This is a genomic window from Pseudomonas sp. FP1762 (assembly GCF_030687105.1).
GTDB lineage: Bacteria > Pseudomonadota > Gammaproteobacteria > Pseudomonadales > Pseudomonadaceae > Aquipseudomonas > Aquipseudomonas siliginis.
Genome location: NZ_CP117458.1, coordinates 6,032,041 through 6,048,126 on the forward strand (window position 1 = coordinate 6,032,041; position 16,086 = coordinate 6,048,126).

Genomic DNA, 16,086 nt, shown 5'->3' on the forward strand with positions numbered 1-16,086 from the left:
TTCGGCGCGGCGGACCACACATTGGTATCAGCCCTGAGACGAGCAATCACGGAATGATTAATTCACTACTATCGCGCTTGCACGGACAATCCCAGGCCGTCCAGCAGCCACCTGCGGCGCCCCCCCTGCACAGTCAGGTCAAGGCCCCGAAACTCAATCAGCTTCGTGAACGCACACCCCATGCTGGCGTGGCGAACTCGCTGATCAAGGCGGGCAGCAAATTCACCGGCATGTTTCGCGCCCGTCAGCGTGACGTCGGCAAGCACGAACAACGCGAGTGGCACGACGACCTGATGCGCGTGCCACGGGACGGTAAAACCACCGACCTGCAAATGGTCAACTCCAGTTCCGCCCACGCGATCACGCAAAAACTCAATGCCGAAGGCCGCTACAAGGATATTCGAGCGATCAATCAGCATCACTTGGGCCCCGGGGTGAAGGGCTACCAGATGAAGGACCAGGACGGCCACTATCACCAGGTTCAGCAAAGCGATGCTGTGATTAGTACATTGAAGTCGTCGATGCCCCAGGGAGTCAGCGAGCTGATCGCGGCGGGCAAAGGCCATCAGGCCGAAAGCAGCGGTATTTTTACCGACAAGCACAATGTCCAGCACACGTTGCACAATCGCACCCTGTACACCTTCGACCGGGCGACGCAACGCTGGGCCCAGGCACAGCCTCTGCAGAACAACATCTCACGGCTGTCACTGGATCAGCGCGGCGAAATGATCAAGTATCTCCACAAGGGCGACATACGCGACCACAGCGCGATCAAGAGCCATGAGGTCCAGCTAAAGCGTGACGGCAAGATTCGCCTGACCGAAGGCACTGATCCTGAAAAAGGCGTCGAGCTCAGCCTGCTCAAGCACGATGGCACCCCTATTGATGTCCAGCGCGTCGGGTTGCTCAAGCCCAGTTACAGCCATGGCAGCCCGACGCTGTTTGTACTGGACAACGAAGGTGGGCTCCATCACAAGCTCCTCAACGATGACTGGCAGTCAAAAGCCACCATGACGCTCCAGGCTGTGAAACCAAGCCTGAATCAGGCGATAGGCACAGAGGCCGCCGACAAAGCGGCAATCGAGGGCTTCATCGCAGACGCCGGTACGCTCAAGGCGGTGATACGTGACGGCGTAGGCTTGCGCCACAGTGCGCCGCTCATTCAGCCGATGACTACCTCGAATAAAGATGAGCCCACCCAATGCAGAATGGGCCCCGGCTGGCGGCTGAGCGAGCAGATGCATCTGGTCAACCAGAACGGCCTGCCGGAAAGGATCGACGTCGATGACACGCAAGTCCGCCTCCACGGCGGCGCTGCGCTGGGTCTGAATAAGACCCGAGACCTGTGCGGCTGGAACGAAACCACCCAGAGCTGGGACAAGCTCCATGTCCACGGCGTCACTCAACTGTTGCGCGGCCTCGACGACAAGCCGTATGTAATTCAAGACGGTAAACCCAAGGTCGTGGACGCCAGCTTCGCGCAACCCAAACTGAAGCTGGGCAACGGTGAACCGGTGGCATTGGGTCGCTCGACCGCTGCGGAGGTGGGGCGAACGTTGAGCGAAGAGAAGGTCAGCCATTGTGCGGTGCTCGACGACAAGAATTTTGCCCTGCTCACTGAAGCGACCCCGGCGAAGCTCAAAGCCAGCATCGAAGGGCTGAATGTCGACATCCCGTTCCCGCGTGATGCGCAAGGCAAAGAACTGGCAGTCACCAGCGTAGTGCTTGATCAGTCTCGTCACCTGTACGTGACGGCGGGCGGCAATCTGTACCGGCTGCCCCACGATCAGTGGACCCAGAGCCATCACGGCGAGACCGCAGCGTGGAAGCCAGCCGGCCTGCAAACCAAGGCACCTTCGGCGCCTGCTGCGGCTGCGGTTGCTGCTCCTGCACCGGCCCCTGTTTCGGCGACGGCGACGGCCATTGCCATGGCGACTACAGCGGCGACAGCTTCTGCTACACCGGGTGCTCCTGGTACGCCGCCGACATCCAGGATCGGAAATCCAATTTCGCCAGGCATCACCGACCCGTCCAGAAAAGACGGCACAGACGTGCTTTTGGACCAGGTCAAAAAGACGCTCGCACCCGGTATTTCCCTGAGCGCTGCAGACTTGTCCCGCGCGACTGTAAGTATCGGCAAAGTCGAGATTGGGCCAAACAAACGCCCGGTGATCGAAGCCACGCTGTTGCCTCCAAGTACGACTGATGCCAACGGCCAGACGGTTCAGCCCGGACCGTCCAACCATTCGCTGGAACTGTCCTACGGTCGCCTCGGCGAAATAGTGTTGCGCCCGGCCAAGGCACAGGCCAATCCAACGGCCAACAGCCACATGGAAAGCATGCAGGCGCGCAATCACAAGACAGCCAAAATCGGCAATGCCAACGGCTCGTCGACCACCACCATGTTTGGTTCGACCACCGACAATGTGCGCATCGGTGGCGCGAAGAACATCTTCAAGACCGCTGCCGAAGGGTTTCGCAAGATGGGCGAGTCCTATCAACACCACTTCCACCCTTTGGAAACCCCCAAGGCAAACGCCAAAGAACTCAAGCAAGCATTCAATTCAGGCGAGAACATCAAGCAGAAGCTGCAGGCTGCGGGCCACCATGCATTGACCCCTGGCCCGCGCAGCCGCTCGGGCATGAGCCCGATCTATCAGGAGTCGCTGCGACTGTATAAGCGTTTTGATAGAACTAATACCAACACCACTACCAATACCAATACCAATAGAACCGCCAGGCCGATGCTGGAGGCAGGGATAGCGCTGCTGGAAAGCAAGTCTGTGCCAAAAACCCGCGCCGACCAGGAAAAAGCGCAACTGCATACCGGCCTCAAAACACTGCACAAAGACATTGAGGACAGCAGCTACCAGGCAATCGTCCGCCTGGGCCAGATTCACAAACTGCTCGATGAGCGCGGTAAAGCCCTGGAACCTGCGGCAGCCAACGTCCCGGCCGCGGCCCCGGGCGCAGGCACAGTCAAGGCCACCGGCGCAGTCAAAGTCATGCAGGATGCCTTGCTCGACAGCGGACTCAGCCCCACCAGCAAGGCGCAGACCAAACTCGAAGAATTGATCCAGTTGGGCCTGACTCTGCCAGTCCGCCAACTGGAACCGGGCTACGACAACACAGGCCGCAACGAAAGCAAGAGCAGCCTGCTGGAGGATCGTGTGCTGCTCGATGCCCAGACGCTTCTTCAGGTGCGCGATCTTCTGGGGCAGGTGCACAGTCAACAAGGACAGACCCAGATCGTAAACAGCGAAAATGTTGCGCCCGGCAAGAGCACTACTCTGGATCAGTTACAAGGCCTGCGCATGGCCTATGAAAACAGCGACATCAAGCTGTTCAGCGACAACGGCATCGTCAGCCACCGCCAACTTGAAAAGCTGCACCAGGCTCGCGATACCGTTGCCCGGGAGCTTACCGGCCGATATGGCCTGAATTACAACACCACGCGCTCGTTCTCCGAAGATCTGCGCGCCATCGGCGACCATTTCGGCAACCTGCAGGTTGGCGACGCGACCTCACTGCTGCGCAGCAAGGGCGCAACCCTGACAACACCTGCGATGTTCGTCCCGCTAACCCCGGATGGCGGTGGGATCTACTTCAACTTTGGCGCAGGTCGTGAACACGGGATCAGCCTGGAAACCGAAGGCGGTGAAGAGGCGACGACACTGGGCCTGAAAAACAGCCACAGCACAAACGAGTTCCTGAACGTCGGCTACTACCACGGCCCTTCGGCGGTTTTCGCGCGCTTGTTCAGCTCAGAGCCGAAGGGCAATCCAAGCAGTGGCGGCGAATTGTACAGTGCCGACGTCAGTTTAAAGCTGACTCAAAGCCGCGCAGTAGCAGGCTGGTTGACTGCCAGCAATGCCAGCATGGCCAACGTCATGGAGAACCTGCTGGACCCCAGTGCCTCGCTGGCCGATCTGTACCGTCTGGGTCAGGACAAGGGTGGTTCGGTAGAGGCCAGCAAGGTCAACCAGCAGACGTTGGGCGCTGGTATTGGCGTCGACCTCGGACGGCTGAACCTGGGCGGTACGCTGCTGCGCAACGAAAGCGGCGGAGTGTGGAATGCCTTTCTGCGCGCCACAGCCGGGATCAATGCTGAAGCCACACTGCTGAGCAATTCCAAGAGCACCGTCACCACCCACAAAGGCGAAGGCGCGGATGCTGTTGCGACGAAACGTGCCTTCGAAGTACTGCCCTCCGCCAGCGCAGGGGCTTATGCCCGGGTAGGGCTGGCCACCAACGGCAACGTTCACCCTGACCAGACGGCCAACAACATGGGTGTGAATAATCATATTCTGATCGGCCAGACCGTGCTGCCTGACGCCCTTAGCGTCAGCTTCGCGCTGGACCGGGCCAAGAATGACAAATTCACCCTCAACTTCAAGCCCGGCAAGGCAGTGACCACGCCTCAGTTGCACGACGTGGAAAAGTCCCTGGGCAAGGTGCTCAAAGACAAAGAGATTGCCAAGGCACTGGCAGAGCGAAAAGTCCTGCTGACCGAACTGGAACGCTGCGCACCCGAGCCAGCACAGGCCTCGGCGACCCTGCCCTCAAGACCTCTGGGAGGCCGCGCGTTGCCGCCAACCGTGCCACCGCGGCCAGCGCGAGAGCGCGTGGCTAACTTGCGCGAGCTGTTGCCGCGTCTGAATGACAGCATGCCCAAAAATGATGATGTTGACTCGTTGCATAAGGCAATCGCCAGCCTGCCTGCAGCGCCTACCCAAGAGCAGCGAAACAAAGTACTCAGCGAAGCTCGAACCCTGGCTGTCGCAATGAAAGCCAATATTAAGGCCACGGAGAATTCCAAGCTGCTGGAAAAAGCCGGCAAAGCCATTGAAGCAGGCGAGAAAGTGGCAGATCTGGACGGTCATCTGGCGGCACTGAAGGGCTTGGTCAACCAGCTCGACAATCTGCCTCACGATAACGAGAGGCTGCAAGAGCTGCGTTACAACGTCCAGCAACTGGTCAAGAACAACGATCTCTCCAAGACCGGCGGACGCCTGCTGGCCTCTGGCGAACACAAGTTCACCAATACAGGATTGCAACTGCGCAAAGGTGGTCTGGTCGGTGACTCAGCCCCTTGGCGCGACAGGACCTCAACCCAGAACGCTAACGCCATCGCCACCTTCATCAACAAGAGCCCGGTACTTCAGGAAATGGCCCGCCGTGCGGAACACTCCGGCCCTACGTCGATAGAAGTGACCCTGGAACTCAAACCCAAGGTATTGGAAAGCATCGAGAACAGCCTGAATACGCAAGACCCGGATATTCAGAAAAAACTCGAAGAAGCTTTGAGAAATGACGACAACGTGCGGATCAAGCGCTTCACCTTGCTGCGCGGCGCAACCCAGACCGACGCCAAGGCACTGCCAAGCCCGGTGTTCAGTCCCAAAAGCAGCGCATCGGTCACCGACTCCGTGGTACTGGCATCACTGGACCTCAAGTACAGCCAGGAAGAGGAGCACAGGCCAATCAGCATGACGCCTGGCGGTCTCTTGGTGCGACCACTGGTGGACAAGTCAGTGCGTGATGACATGAACGCCAAGGGCTATGTCATCAAAGGTTCACGCAACAAGAAGGATCTGCACAGCGAAGAAGACGTTGGCCGGGCCAAGCCTGGGGAAACCACTGTCGAGCATTCCAGCAACAGTGCCAATACCGGCAGCGGGCCACGCAGTACAGGCGCTCTGTGATGGTTACAGGCGCCGCGCAGGAAGTTATCTCTCGTTTCACCTCAACCCTGTTTTACCAACCCTGAAAGGAAAACATCATGATCCCAGCAGTCCTCGCCACCGCAGCACGCGCAGCCGCTCCAATGGCTAAAGATCTTGGTAAAGACCTGGGGGCAAATCTTGCCCAAGGTGCTGGTCAGCAACTGGCCAGCAGCGGCCTCGACGCCGTAAAAAACCTGATGAGCGGCGGCCCCAGCAGCGAACCGGTGTCTTACGCCAGCGCGAACGAGAACAAACCAGCGACTTACTAAGCCTCTCCCCTCCAGGCCGAACGTTGCTGCGGTATGCGGCGCGTTCGGCGCTGATTGCCTCCTATCTTTTCGCAATATCCGTTGTTGTGGTAACGGCTTTAATTGGTTGCGCCCTTACGGCGCCTCACTTTTGATAGAGCGCAAAAGTAAGCAAAACGTACATGCCCCACCACTCGGCCCCTCGCCTAGGCTCGGGATGCCCGCCCGCAGATCTGAAACCGTGGGCCGCCGCAACGGGCCATCCATGGCCCAATGCGGCTAACCCGGCGTCCTGCCGGGTTACCCACGGTTTCAGATCTGCGTTCGGCCAGCGTGGTTTAACGGGGCGCCTCAGATCAACATCAAAAGCGCGGCGGCCTGAAAGCCGACCTGATTGTTTTAGCTTTCCGGTCTTCTGTAGGAGTTGCCCCGGTCTCCATGGCACCGCGCTGTCGCACAGCAAACACAGATCTGTTGGAGCGAGCGGGCGGCGATCCGACTTGCCCGCGAATAAGACGACGCGGTACATCAGCCCCACGGCGTTATCGTTCTTCGCGGGCAAGCCTCGCTCCAACAGAAACCACTGGGATATCAGGCAGTTATTTTATGTTTGATGGGAGCTGCCGAAGGCTGCGATGCGGTGAGTCAGATGAGATTTGTGCTGGCTGTGCTGACGTCTCGCGAATAAGTTCGCTCCTACCGGTCCGAGGCGATCCCGCTGTTTTCGCTTTGCTTTTGATCTGCTTTTGATTTTGATCTTAGGCGCCCCGTTAAACCACGACGGCCGGAATTCGATATTGCTGTGTGGGGCAAACCGGCAGAGATGCCGGTTTAGCCGCCTCAGGCCATGGATGGCCGGTGGCGGCGGCCCCACGCAGCAATGTCGGATTACGGGTATGCCGAGCGACAGCGAGGGACCTAGTGGTGGGGCAAGAGCCTTTTGGTTACTTTTGGGCCCCAAAAGTGACGCGCCGTAAGGGCGCAACCAATAGAAGCCATTAACGCGGTAAAGGATACATACACAAATATCCCTATGAATAGAAGGAATGCAGCCGCGTTACCGCACCAGCGCACGACGCAAAGTAGCCAGCCGATCAGCGAAGCCCATGATCCACTGACTGAAGCTCAACTCATTGAGCACGCTGAGATCTTGCTGAGCGCACAGACGGACGGTGTTTTGCGCATCAAGCGCCAGCCAGCAACCGCCCAACTGGTCAGGCTTGAAATTGAGCTGCAGCAAACGCTCGTGGATGCCACGCTGCGTCTGATCAAGATCAATACGGGCATGGACGAACGCGACATCGCCCGGTGCCGGGACTTCGATATTCGCCAACTCCTGCCCCTGTTCGTCAGCCAGCGCACATAGGCCATCCTTGAATACCAGTTCACTGCCAGCCTGCGCGGCCAGTGCCGCCAGCAAGCGGTCGGCATGAGGTGTGGTCATGAGTTCTGCTCCCTATCAATGAAAATCTGCTTTGCCGTACATGGCGCTTATCAATGACGCGCCAGGCCGTCGCCCAGGTGCTCAAGCCCCATGAGCTGCAACTGATGAGCGCTGATTACATCCAGCGCGGCACTGTCCAGTTCGCCTGGCAAACAATGCCAGACCACGAAATCGCGGCGAGAATCCAGGAACAGAAAGTAATCGTTATAGCGCTCCGGGTCATCGAAACGACGCTCCAGCGCAGCACCAAGCTGCGATGGCCCAAGGCTGTGCCAGTCAACCTGTAGAGCCAGGCCCCAATCCAGGCATTCGCGCCGTGTGCAAAAGGCTACGCCAGCGGCGATTTCCCAGATAGCAGGGCGTCCTGCCACCACCTCGGCGTAAAATTGCGCCTTGTCTGTATTACGAGCGGGCATAGCGTTAATCCTCCAAGGGCACTCGAGTGAAATCGACCTGTTCATCCCCCAGGCCGAGGCCGTCGCGCATATCCGACGGCCACCAGATAACAACCTCACGGTCGTTGGAAACAGGCCGGTCACACGCCTCTTTGGCGCACCCGCGGTGGCCAAAAGACGAGCAACCGGCCAACAACATCACGGTGACAGCGAGCAAGACAGCTTTCATGGCTGGCTGACCTCCACAGTAGTGAGCAATGAACGACGTTGCGGCGCGCCGCTGTTGACCTTGGGCGGACGCAAGGCAATGAACACCTCGGCCTCGCCACCCGACGGCACCCAGGCACTTGGCCAGACGCTCACGCCGACCGCATAACGACCGCCACAGCTGGCTTCATCAACGCGTTGCGGCTTGTCGGTCGGGTTGCGTACCAGCGCGACGGCGACACCAAACCCTGCATCGCCGGCATACCATTGCGCACGCCGTGGATCGAGTTGCAGGTCAGGATTGCCATCGCACAATGTTTCGGGACGCAGAGGTATGGCCGCAGCGGTAAAGCCCGCAGGCAACGTGCCCTGAATCATCTCGCTCAGCGCTTTGGTGACCACCGTGCGGTTGGGTCGCTCGGTGCCTTCGCGGCGCTTTTTGATCTTGTCCAGACGATCCTGCACGTGATTGGGGTTGGCGTAGTCGACGTAGCGCATCGGATTAACCTGGTCGCCAATCAGGCGCGGTGTCAGGATGAACAAGCGTTCGCGATTTGACTCACTGCGCTCGCTGGCCGTGAACAGCAATTTGCCGATAATCGGGATCGCGCTCAGATAAGGCACTTTCTTGCGACGCTCGTTGTTTTCATAGACATGAAAACCGCCCACCACCAGCGAGGCCTTCTCGGCAATGACCGCCTGGGTGCTGACGTTGCCACGGCGCACCGAAGGCTGCTCGGCGCGGATATTGGATTCCTGAATCTGCCCGTCCTCGATATCGACGACCATCTGAATCATCTGGTCTTTGGCACCGGAAGCCGTGATTGAACGCGGAATAACCTGCAGGCTGGTGCCCGCTGTCAGCGGCTGAAAATTGGCAACCCGCTCGCCGATGGCTTCAAGAATTTCGGTCTGGCTGAAGTCGATTACCGCTGGCTGGTTTTCCAGGGTCAGTACCGAAGGATTGCCGATGATCGTGGCCGATCCTTTACCTTCCAGTGCGCGCAAGCCCAGAAAGAACTTGTCCCGATCCTGAACATACATCGTCGAGCTGCGGCCGTTCTCGGCGATGCTCGCGCCGCCGCTGAAGTTACCGGCGCTCAACCCCCAGTTGCTGGACAGTTCATCCATGGAGTTGCGGTCAACGTCGACAATAATCGCGTCGATCTCGATCACGTTACGTGGCTTGTCCAGCTCCTCGACCAGATCCTTGTAGATCGAACGCCGCTCGGGATCGTCGTAGATCAGCACGGCGTTGTTACGCACGTCCGCCTCAACCCGAATGTGATTGCGCGAGCGCGTAGAGCGCCGCTCGTCTTCGGTAGGTGCCACATAATTCTTGCCGCTGAAATTACTGGCGACAGAGTCGTCGAACAATTGCGGGAAATTACTCGCGTCAGCGCCGAAACCCGTGCTCATCCCACCCATGCCTGCCAAGGGCAACGTGCCGGTGCGCAGGGCATCAGAGGTCAACCCGCCGCCCATTGAGGAGCGACGTTCCAGCAGGTTTCGCAACAGCGTGGCGACGCCATCGACTTTCAGGCTTTCGCCACGGTATTTGATCGGCCGGTCGGCAGCGTTCGCATAGCGCAACGGCAGGTAGATGACTTCCTGTTTTTCATCGCGGCTTTGCTGCTTCTTACTGAAGTCTTCGATCAACTCCACATAACGACGCGGCCCCCGCACCAGCACCACACCCTGCTCGGGCAGAGCGCCCCAGCCGAAGCGCGGATCGAGCAAGCCGACATCGGTCAATGCCTGGCTGAGGTCATCGACTGACTTTTCATCCACTTCAATACGTTTGGATTGCTGTTGATCAAGCGGACTGATGTACAGGCTGTTGTTATAAACGAACCACTGAAATTGGTGCTCCAGCGCAAGGCGATCGAGAAACGCCTCCGGGCTTTCGCTGCGCATCCGCCCATTGACGGTGCCGCTGATGTCTTCCATCTCCAGCTTGACGCCGAAACTCTCGGCGAAATCCTTGAGGACCTGGCTCAATGGAGCATTCTTGGCGTCGTAGGCATACGGGGTGTCGCGCCATTGCTCAGGTACGACAGCAAATGTGGGCGTGGCCCAGAGCATCGCGGCCATCAACGGCAGGCAGGTCCAGGCAGTTTTACCCATTCATCAATCCTCTGTGCAAAAGTCCCAGACCCAGCGACGCGGGCATGGCGGGTCGGCCTGCCGTTTTGCGCGGGGCCTGTTCGGCGAGTACCAGCGCCCAGGCGGCTTGCTGGTTGGCCAGGTTTTCAACGGTGGCGACCAGCGCCGCAGTGTCGACATCGGGGGGCAGCCAAAGCACCAGGCAGGCACGTTGTTTGTGACGGTCATAAGCCAGGGCAATCGGGTCTTTACCCATCAGGCTGGCTTCGACAAGGCGCAACAGGGGGGCGAGCTGATCATTGTGTGTGCCCATGCGCCCAGGCAGTGCGACACGACAGAAGAACCCGCCGCCGTGGTTTTGCATCTGGATGCTGACCCCGTCCACCCAGCACTCGAAAAGCCCGCCAGCCTCGCAGCGGCAGGCTTCTAGCTGGGTGTACAGCTCACTGGAAGCCATCAAGCACCGACTTGGTCATGCCATGCTTCGCGCTCAGAGCTTGAGTCAGCGCGAAATTGGCCGAGGTGGTGTTCATGGTTTCCTCGAAAATGGCCTGCATGTTCTCGACACTAGGATCGTCGGCAGCGGCTTCGCTCGCGTATTCGTAGTTGCGGCTGGCTCGGTCGTAGTTGTTGTCCAGTCGTCTTTCCAGGGCATTGGTTGACATGGCGTGCTCTCTCGAAATGGGATGACTATCGATGAGTGGTCACGCCTGACAGAACAGTTCCTTCACTGATGATATTGATCACGCAAGTTCTAGAACGCGCTCACGCAACCGTTCCCAGTCGAGGCTGAAGTCGCCGCTTTCAGTGCTCAGCCAGAACGTACCGGGAGCGAGGCCGGTGTCGCGTTCGAGCTGCCAGTGAGTGTGCGGTTGTCGCTGCAGCCAGACATCGACCGACTCGTGGAGGTCCACCGAGCAACGCAATGTGGCGCGCACCGGACGTGTCTGACTCTGGGCAATCTGGCGCACCAGTGCCAATGCGCGCTCTTCGTCAGACAGCGTGCCCAGCAGACTGGTCAGCGTCTGGCTCAACAGGCTCCGGGCCTGCTCGACCAACGACTCACGCTGGGCCTGCCGTTCGGCCTCCCAGTCTTCCAGCATTGCATTGGCGCGGGCCCAGAATTGCGCTTGAGCATCGGCCACCAGTTGCTCACCCTGAGCCCGTGCATCGGTGAGCAAAGCCTCGGCTTGTACATGAGCACGCGCAAGGTGCTCACTGGCAAGCACCACATCGCTGAAATATTCGCGACGCAGCAATGGCTCGGCAACGCCAGGCTGCGCAGCATCAAAACTGAGCGTGCGACGAATGAACATCAGGCTCCTCCAGAACACGTTGCAACGCGGCGCGCCAGAGCATATCCAGACGCTTGGGCTCCGCGCAGGGTGATGCAGTTATGGCATTTGCGGCAGTCCGGGGCCAAAGCAGCCTTAGCCGCTGCCACTGCGCTTCGCCGCGCCATTGGGCGAGCAATTGCAAGGGGTCGACTGGCTCGTCAGGCAACCAGCTGCCCGGTCGTAACGCTTTGGCCACGCTTCGGCACCAGGGCCGCAGATTTTCATCCGGCAGTTGTCGCGTTGCCCGCGCGGTGCACAGATGCTCGACAACAGCGAGCAATGACTCCCGATGTTCGCCGGCTTCGAGCAAGCTGACGATCATCGGGTCCGGGCGCGACGGGCTGCTGGCCTGAACACCGAATGCAACACCCAGACGATCCGGGTGCACCGCTGATAACCAGGCAAACTGGGCATCGCTCAAATGTCGTTCGCTTATCACTTCAGACCAACTGGCGTCAGCCCATTGCCAGGGCCGAGCCCACCATTGCAGCCACTGCTGCCCCAGTGCCGGATTCATGCCCCGCGCTCGTCAAACCGGCCAACAGCGGTACCTGGTGCCCTGGGTGCCGAACGCATGCCCACCAGCTCAAGCAATTTGTGGCGTAACGCCGGGCGTAGCCACAGAATCAAACCCGCGAATAAAACGAAAATCCCCAACGCGCCACCCAGCATCATGCCTTTGAGAGCGCCAACTTCCTGCTCTGGCACCATAAACGGTCCGTAATGAACCAGAACTTGCTCCTCCTGGTAGGCCCGTGCGTTGACGAAGACCACCGACAGTTTCTCGGTGTTATCCACCGCCGCTGCCATGCCGGGAATACTGCTGGCGACCATTCGCCGGATTCGCGGCAGCACGGTATCCGGATCAAGGCTCGCAGCGTGTTTGATGAACACGGCTGCCGAGGCTGGCTGCACAGGCTCGCCAGGCGCTACCCGCTCTGGCAGCACCACGTGTACGCGAGCGACAATGACGCCATCAATTTGCGACAGCGTCGACTCCAGCTCTTGTGACAATGCGTAGATGTAACGCGCGCGCTCTTCAAGAGGTGTGGAGATCACCCCTTCCTTTTTGAAGATTTCACCCAGATTAGTGCGCGTGCGCCGTGGCAGACCCGCCGCCTCCAGCACCCGCACCGCTCGATTGATGTCCGAGGCGGACAGCAGAACGCTGACCCCTTCTTTGTTGCTGCGCTTGCTGGCGTCAATGTTCTTGCTCGACAACTCGGCGATCACATCATTGGCATCGTTTTCAGAAAGCTTGCCGTGCAGTTCGATCTGATCACCGCAAGCCCCCAGCATCAGCGCCATCCCGATCAGGCTCAGGTATTGCAGAAAATGCCTCATCAGCCCACCCATCACTGCATGTTGGTGAGTTTGTCCAAGGCTTGCGAACCCTTGCTGATCATTTTCACCGACAACGAAGTTTGCAGCGAGTAATCGCTCAGTGCCCGGGTCGCTTCCATGAACTTCTTGGGGTCCGAATGCAGCGACGCCTCGCGCAGCGCCTTGCCAGCGTCCCTGGACATATCCTCCAGGGACAGTGCCTTGCGCGTCAGCGGGTCCATCACCTGCTCCGAAAAAGCCCCCGCACCCTGAGTCGGCTCTGGCCTTTGCATGGCAGCCCTGAACCAGTCAGCATCGCCTTGCGTCGGGTTATCCAGCTCCGCTTCCGGCTTGAGCGCCGTGTCGGAGGCCGAGCTGTTTTCAAGTTTCCCAATCGTCATATCGACCTCCTTCACGGTTATCAGCTGAACAGCTTGTTCATGATCGAACCGGCTGTATTCTGGGCATCCTGCTGCAGCGCTTGATCCTGAGCCTTTGGACCAGAACCCTGAGTGGTATTGCCGTCCTGACCCTGCCCCTGCAACAGCTTGAGCAGATCATCGAGGCCCATGGTCACCGTCCCGTTGCCGCCGCCGAAACCGCCGCTACCGCCCACGGCACCGCCACCGAATCCTCCACCACCGCTACCACTGCCGCTGCCTTGATCCGGAGAGATGGGGATTGCGCTGTTAGCCAGCATCCCTGAAGCGGGTGCTGTGCCGCTGCCAGCAGCCTGGCCAATCATGGCGATAGCATCCTTGAATTTGGACGTTTCATCGCTGTTGAGGAAGTTATCTGCTTTGCCGTCCTTGCCTTTTTCGTTAAGTTCATCCGACCAGGATTTGACATTGCCACTGGCATCATGGGGCTTTTCGAATTTATCCGAATGCTGGTCCATGAAGTTAGCGACCTCCTGCAACAGGGCTTTGTCGTCCGGATTGAACGTTGCGCCACCCGAGTCACCCTTCGCAGGCTCCAACAGGCTGCCTAGCTTCTGCTCTGCCAGTCCACCGAGCAGTGACGAGAGCGCATCGCTACCGCCGCCGGCACCGCCAGCTGCACCGCCGCCGCCCATACCACCGTTGCCGCCACCAAAACCGTTGCCAGCCCCTGCACTGCCTGCACCGCCCGTGCTACCGCCCAATAACTGGCTCAAAAGTTTTAGCAGATCGTCAGGACTCATGTCCTTCACGGAACCGGCAGCAGGTTTTTGATCAGACATACCGCTGGAGCCCTGACCGCCAGCAGCCTGGTTTTGCGATCCCAGCTTCTCCATCAGTTGGGTAAGCAGTTTTACCAGCGGGTTTTCGCTGTTGACCTGCCCTTTGTCATCGGTCATCGACTTGACCAGAGTGTCCAGGGCAGCGTCCGTGCTCTGCGGGCGTTGGCTACCTCCTGTTGCATTGGGGGAATTACGCGTCTGCTGCTCATTACTGAAACTGGTCGGGCGACTGTTCTCAAGATTTATCGAAATGGTCATGCCTATACGTCCTCTTTGTAATCAGACATCCAGAGTGCGGGCGGGGCCATGTCGCACCTCCACTGAGGGGACAAAGCCGCCGCCTGAATGATCAGTAATTGATTCCCTTGGCGGTTGAAGCGACGTTACTGAGGTGCTTGAGGTCGCTGTCCTGGCTCATCGCCTCGACAGTGTTCTTGGCGTCGGTCTCGATTTTCTTGATGCCCGCGTTGGTGACTTTGGAGTCCGCAGCACCCGTGGCGTCGGTCATGCGCCCGGCGTTTTCCGCAGAGTCGCTTTCGTAGCCACCGTCGGTACCGGCAGTAGCGGCTTTGATGTTGCTGCTAAAGCTGTTGCCCATGTTGTTCATGCTGTTGAAAAAGCTTTCCATAATCTTGCACCTCAGCGGAATGATTGATGTAGGAACTCAGGCCCGGCAGGGTTCAAGCGCCGGCCCTGTTCAATGAGTGGGCATGAGGTTGAAAGCAGTTCCACGTTTAATCTGAGGACTTTGCATCCCGCTGACAGCAGCGGATCTGCGGGACATGGAAACCCACTGTCTACCGCCAGTCAGAAAACCGGGAGACGCAAGGGCAGAAAAGAAATAGGCAGGAAAGAGCGTGGTGTCAGACTGAAAGACTTTTGATGCGGTGATACAACGTGCGGCTCGGAATACCCAGTTCGAAACTGGCCGCTTCTACGCTTTGCTGATGGCGCTTCATGGCTTCATCAATGAGGATACGTTCAACGACCCGCAACTGCGCCTTGAGCTGCAATGGCTCCGGTGAGCAAGGCTCAGCAAGCGGCGAGAAGCCCAGCACGTAACGCTTGGCGCTGGATTTGAGCTCACGAATATTGCCCGGCCAGGTGTGTGCAAGCAGCTGTTGGGTCATAGCGGGAGTCATTACCGGGGCCGGTCGACCGACCAGCGATGCCTGCTTGGCCAGGAAGCGATTGAACAACGGGATAATTTGTTCGCGACGCTCACGCAGCGGCGGCATCTTGATGCTGACCACACTGAGACGAAAGTAAAGATCGCGACGGAAGGTGCCCTCTTCAACCAACTCTTCAAGGGGGCGTTGCGAAGAGGTGATGACGCACATGTCCACCGGGATGAACTCAGTCGATCCCAAGCGTTCAACGCCACGGGTTTCCAGCACACGCAGCAGCTTGGCCTGTAACGACAGCGACATGCTGTCAATCTCATCCAGGTACAACGTACCGCCCTGGGCAGCCTCGACATAACCACTGCGTGATTTACTGGCGCCGGTGTAAGCGCCGCCGACCACACCAAACAATTCGCTCTCGGCCAGACTCTCCGGGATGGCCGCACAGTTCATCGCAACGAAGGCACCACGCCTTCGCGATAAACGGTAAATCTGTCTCGCGAGGGTGTCCTTGCCGGTGCCTGTTTCGCCAACCAGCAGCACATCAATATTCAGGGGGGCCATGTTGGTAGCCAGGTACTGCAAGTCTGCGAAATCGCCAAAATAGGCAATTTCCTTAAGGTCTGATTCAAACTCGCGTTTATCCATGTTGGAGTACCCTCTTCGCACTTACATCCAGTATCGCGACCCCCTGACAGGCAGTTTGCAATGGCAAACTACTCAGGTCGCATCACTCAAGTGGTACCATTTTCAAAGGACACTTCTACTCTCAACATAAAGCAGCAAGAGAATTTGGAGGGGACAGGTCGCTTGAAAAAGCTTGCGTAACGTAGACAAAAACAGACAACAAAAGTTCAGATAAAATTTATATTTCAACAGTGCGCGATATAGTGCGCAATTAATATCGATTTTTCTCTGAAAGCATCGCTTTAGATGCCTTACGCATCACCAAAA

Annotated in this window: 15 protein-coding genes; 2 read left to right on the forward strand and 13 right to left on the reverse strand. The window is 58.5% G+C overall.

Features of this window, described 5'->3' with window-relative positions:
- The first annotated feature begins 53 nt into the window (after positions 1–53).
- Together PSH90_RS27150 and PSH90_RS27155 are read left to right on the forward strand one after the other, a co-directional pair.
- Positions 54–5,705 carry an AvrE-family type 3 secretion system effector gene (locus PSH90_RS27150; protein ID WP_305381871.1) on the forward strand — a complete coding sequence of 1,884 codons (5,652 nt, stop codon included), beginning with the start codon at positions 54–56 and terminating at the stop codon, positions 5,703–5,705.
- 77 nt (positions 5,706–5,782) lie between these two features.
- Positions 5,783–5,995 carry a hypothetical protein gene (locus PSH90_RS27155; protein ID WP_160767927.1) on the forward strand — a complete coding sequence of 71 codons (213 nt, stop codon included), beginning with the start codon at positions 5,783–5,785 and terminating at the stop codon, positions 5,993–5,995.
- A 1,036-nt stretch (positions 5,996–7,031) separates the two neighbouring features.
- Here PSH90_RS27155 and PSH90_RS27160 read toward each other — a convergent pair.
- From PSH90_RS27160 to PSH90_RS27220, 13 genes are all read right to left on the reverse strand, one after another.
- Positions 7,032–7,418 (reverse strand): CesT family type III secretion system chaperone, encoded by a 387-nt coding sequence (locus PSH90_RS27160; RefSeq protein WP_160767926.1) that lies wholly within the window; start codon positions 7,416–7,418, stop codon positions 7,032–7,034.
- 50 nt (positions 7,419–7,468) lie between these two features.
- A complete protein-coding gene (locus PSH90_RS27165; RefSeq protein WP_160767925.1) occupies positions 7,469–7,834 on the reverse strand; it encodes a type III secretion protein HrpV in 366 nt (121 codons plus the stop codon).
- 4 nt (positions 7,835–7,838) lie between these two features.
- Positions 7,839–8,042, reverse strand: coding sequence for an HrpT family type III secretion system protein (gene hrpT / locus PSH90_RS27170; protein WP_160767924.1), 204 nt, complete (start codon positions 8,040–8,042; stop codon positions 7,839–7,841).
- The gene (sctC, locus tag PSH90_RS27175) at positions 8,039–10,117 is read right to left on the reverse strand and encodes a type III secretion system outer membrane ring subunit SctC (protein WP_370695151.1); all 2,079 of its coding nucleotides are present in this window, start codon (positions 10,115–10,117) and stop codon (positions 8,039–8,041) included. The genes hrpT and sctC overlap by 4 nt, the downstream gene beginning before the upstream one ends.
- Before the next feature lie 22 nt (positions 10,118–10,139).
- On the reverse strand, positions 10,140–10,583 hold the full coding sequence (locus PSH90_RS27180) for a hypothetical protein (RefSeq protein WP_160767923.1): 444 nt from the start codon (positions 10,581–10,583) through the stop codon (positions 10,140–10,142).
- On the reverse strand, positions 10,570–10,791 hold the full coding sequence (locus PSH90_RS27185; protein ID WP_049827156.1) for a hypothetical protein: 222 nt from the start codon (positions 10,789–10,791) through the stop codon (positions 10,570–10,572). The genes PSH90_RS27180 and PSH90_RS27185 overlap by 14 nt, the downstream gene beginning before the upstream one ends.
- Before the next feature lie 78 nt (positions 10,792–10,869).
- Positions 10,870–11,442, reverse strand: coding sequence for a type III secretion system stator protein SctL (gene sctL / locus PSH90_RS27190; protein WP_305381872.1), 573 nt, complete (start codon positions 11,440–11,442; stop codon positions 10,870–10,872).
- The gene (locus PSH90_RS27195) at positions 11,414–11,980 is read right to left on the reverse strand and encodes a hypothetical protein (RefSeq protein WP_160767921.1); all 567 of its coding nucleotides are present in this window, start codon (positions 11,978–11,980) and stop codon (positions 11,414–11,416) included. Before PSH90_RS27195 ends, sctL begins: the two co-directional genes overlap by 29 nt.
- Positions 11,977–12,807: a type III secretion system inner membrane ring lipoprotein SctJ gene (sctJ, locus tag PSH90_RS27200; RefSeq protein ID WP_160767920.1), complete on the reverse strand. Its 831-nt coding sequence runs from the start codon at positions 12,805–12,807 to the stop codon at positions 11,977–11,979. Before sctJ ends, PSH90_RS27195 begins: the two co-directional genes overlap by 4 nt.
- Positions 12,808–12,818: 11 nt before the next feature.
- Positions 12,819–13,202, reverse strand: a complete 384-nt coding sequence (sctI, locus tag PSH90_RS27205; protein WP_160767919.1) for a type III secretion system inner rod subunit SctI — start codon at positions 13,200–13,202, stop codon at positions 12,819–12,821.
- Positions 13,203–13,207: 5 nt separating this feature from the next.
- The gene (locus tag PSH90_RS27210) at positions 13,208–14,266 is read right to left on the reverse strand and encodes a hypothetical protein (RefSeq protein WP_160767918.1); all 1,059 of its coding nucleotides are present in this window, start codon (positions 14,264–14,266) and stop codon (positions 13,208–13,210) included.
- A 91-nt stretch (positions 14,267–14,357) separates the two neighbouring features.
- The gene (locus PSH90_RS27215; protein ID WP_160767917.1) at positions 14,358–14,636 is read right to left on the reverse strand and encodes a hypothetical protein; all 279 of its coding nucleotides are present in this window, start codon (positions 14,634–14,636) and stop codon (positions 14,358–14,360) included.
- 235 nt (positions 14,637–14,871) lie between these two features.
- Entirely contained in the window at positions 14,872–15,696 is an 825-nt protein-coding gene (locus PSH90_RS27220) for a sigma 54-interacting transcriptional regulator (RefSeq protein ID WP_236248968.1), read from the reverse strand.
- Positions 15,697–16,086 lie beyond the last annotated feature (390 nt).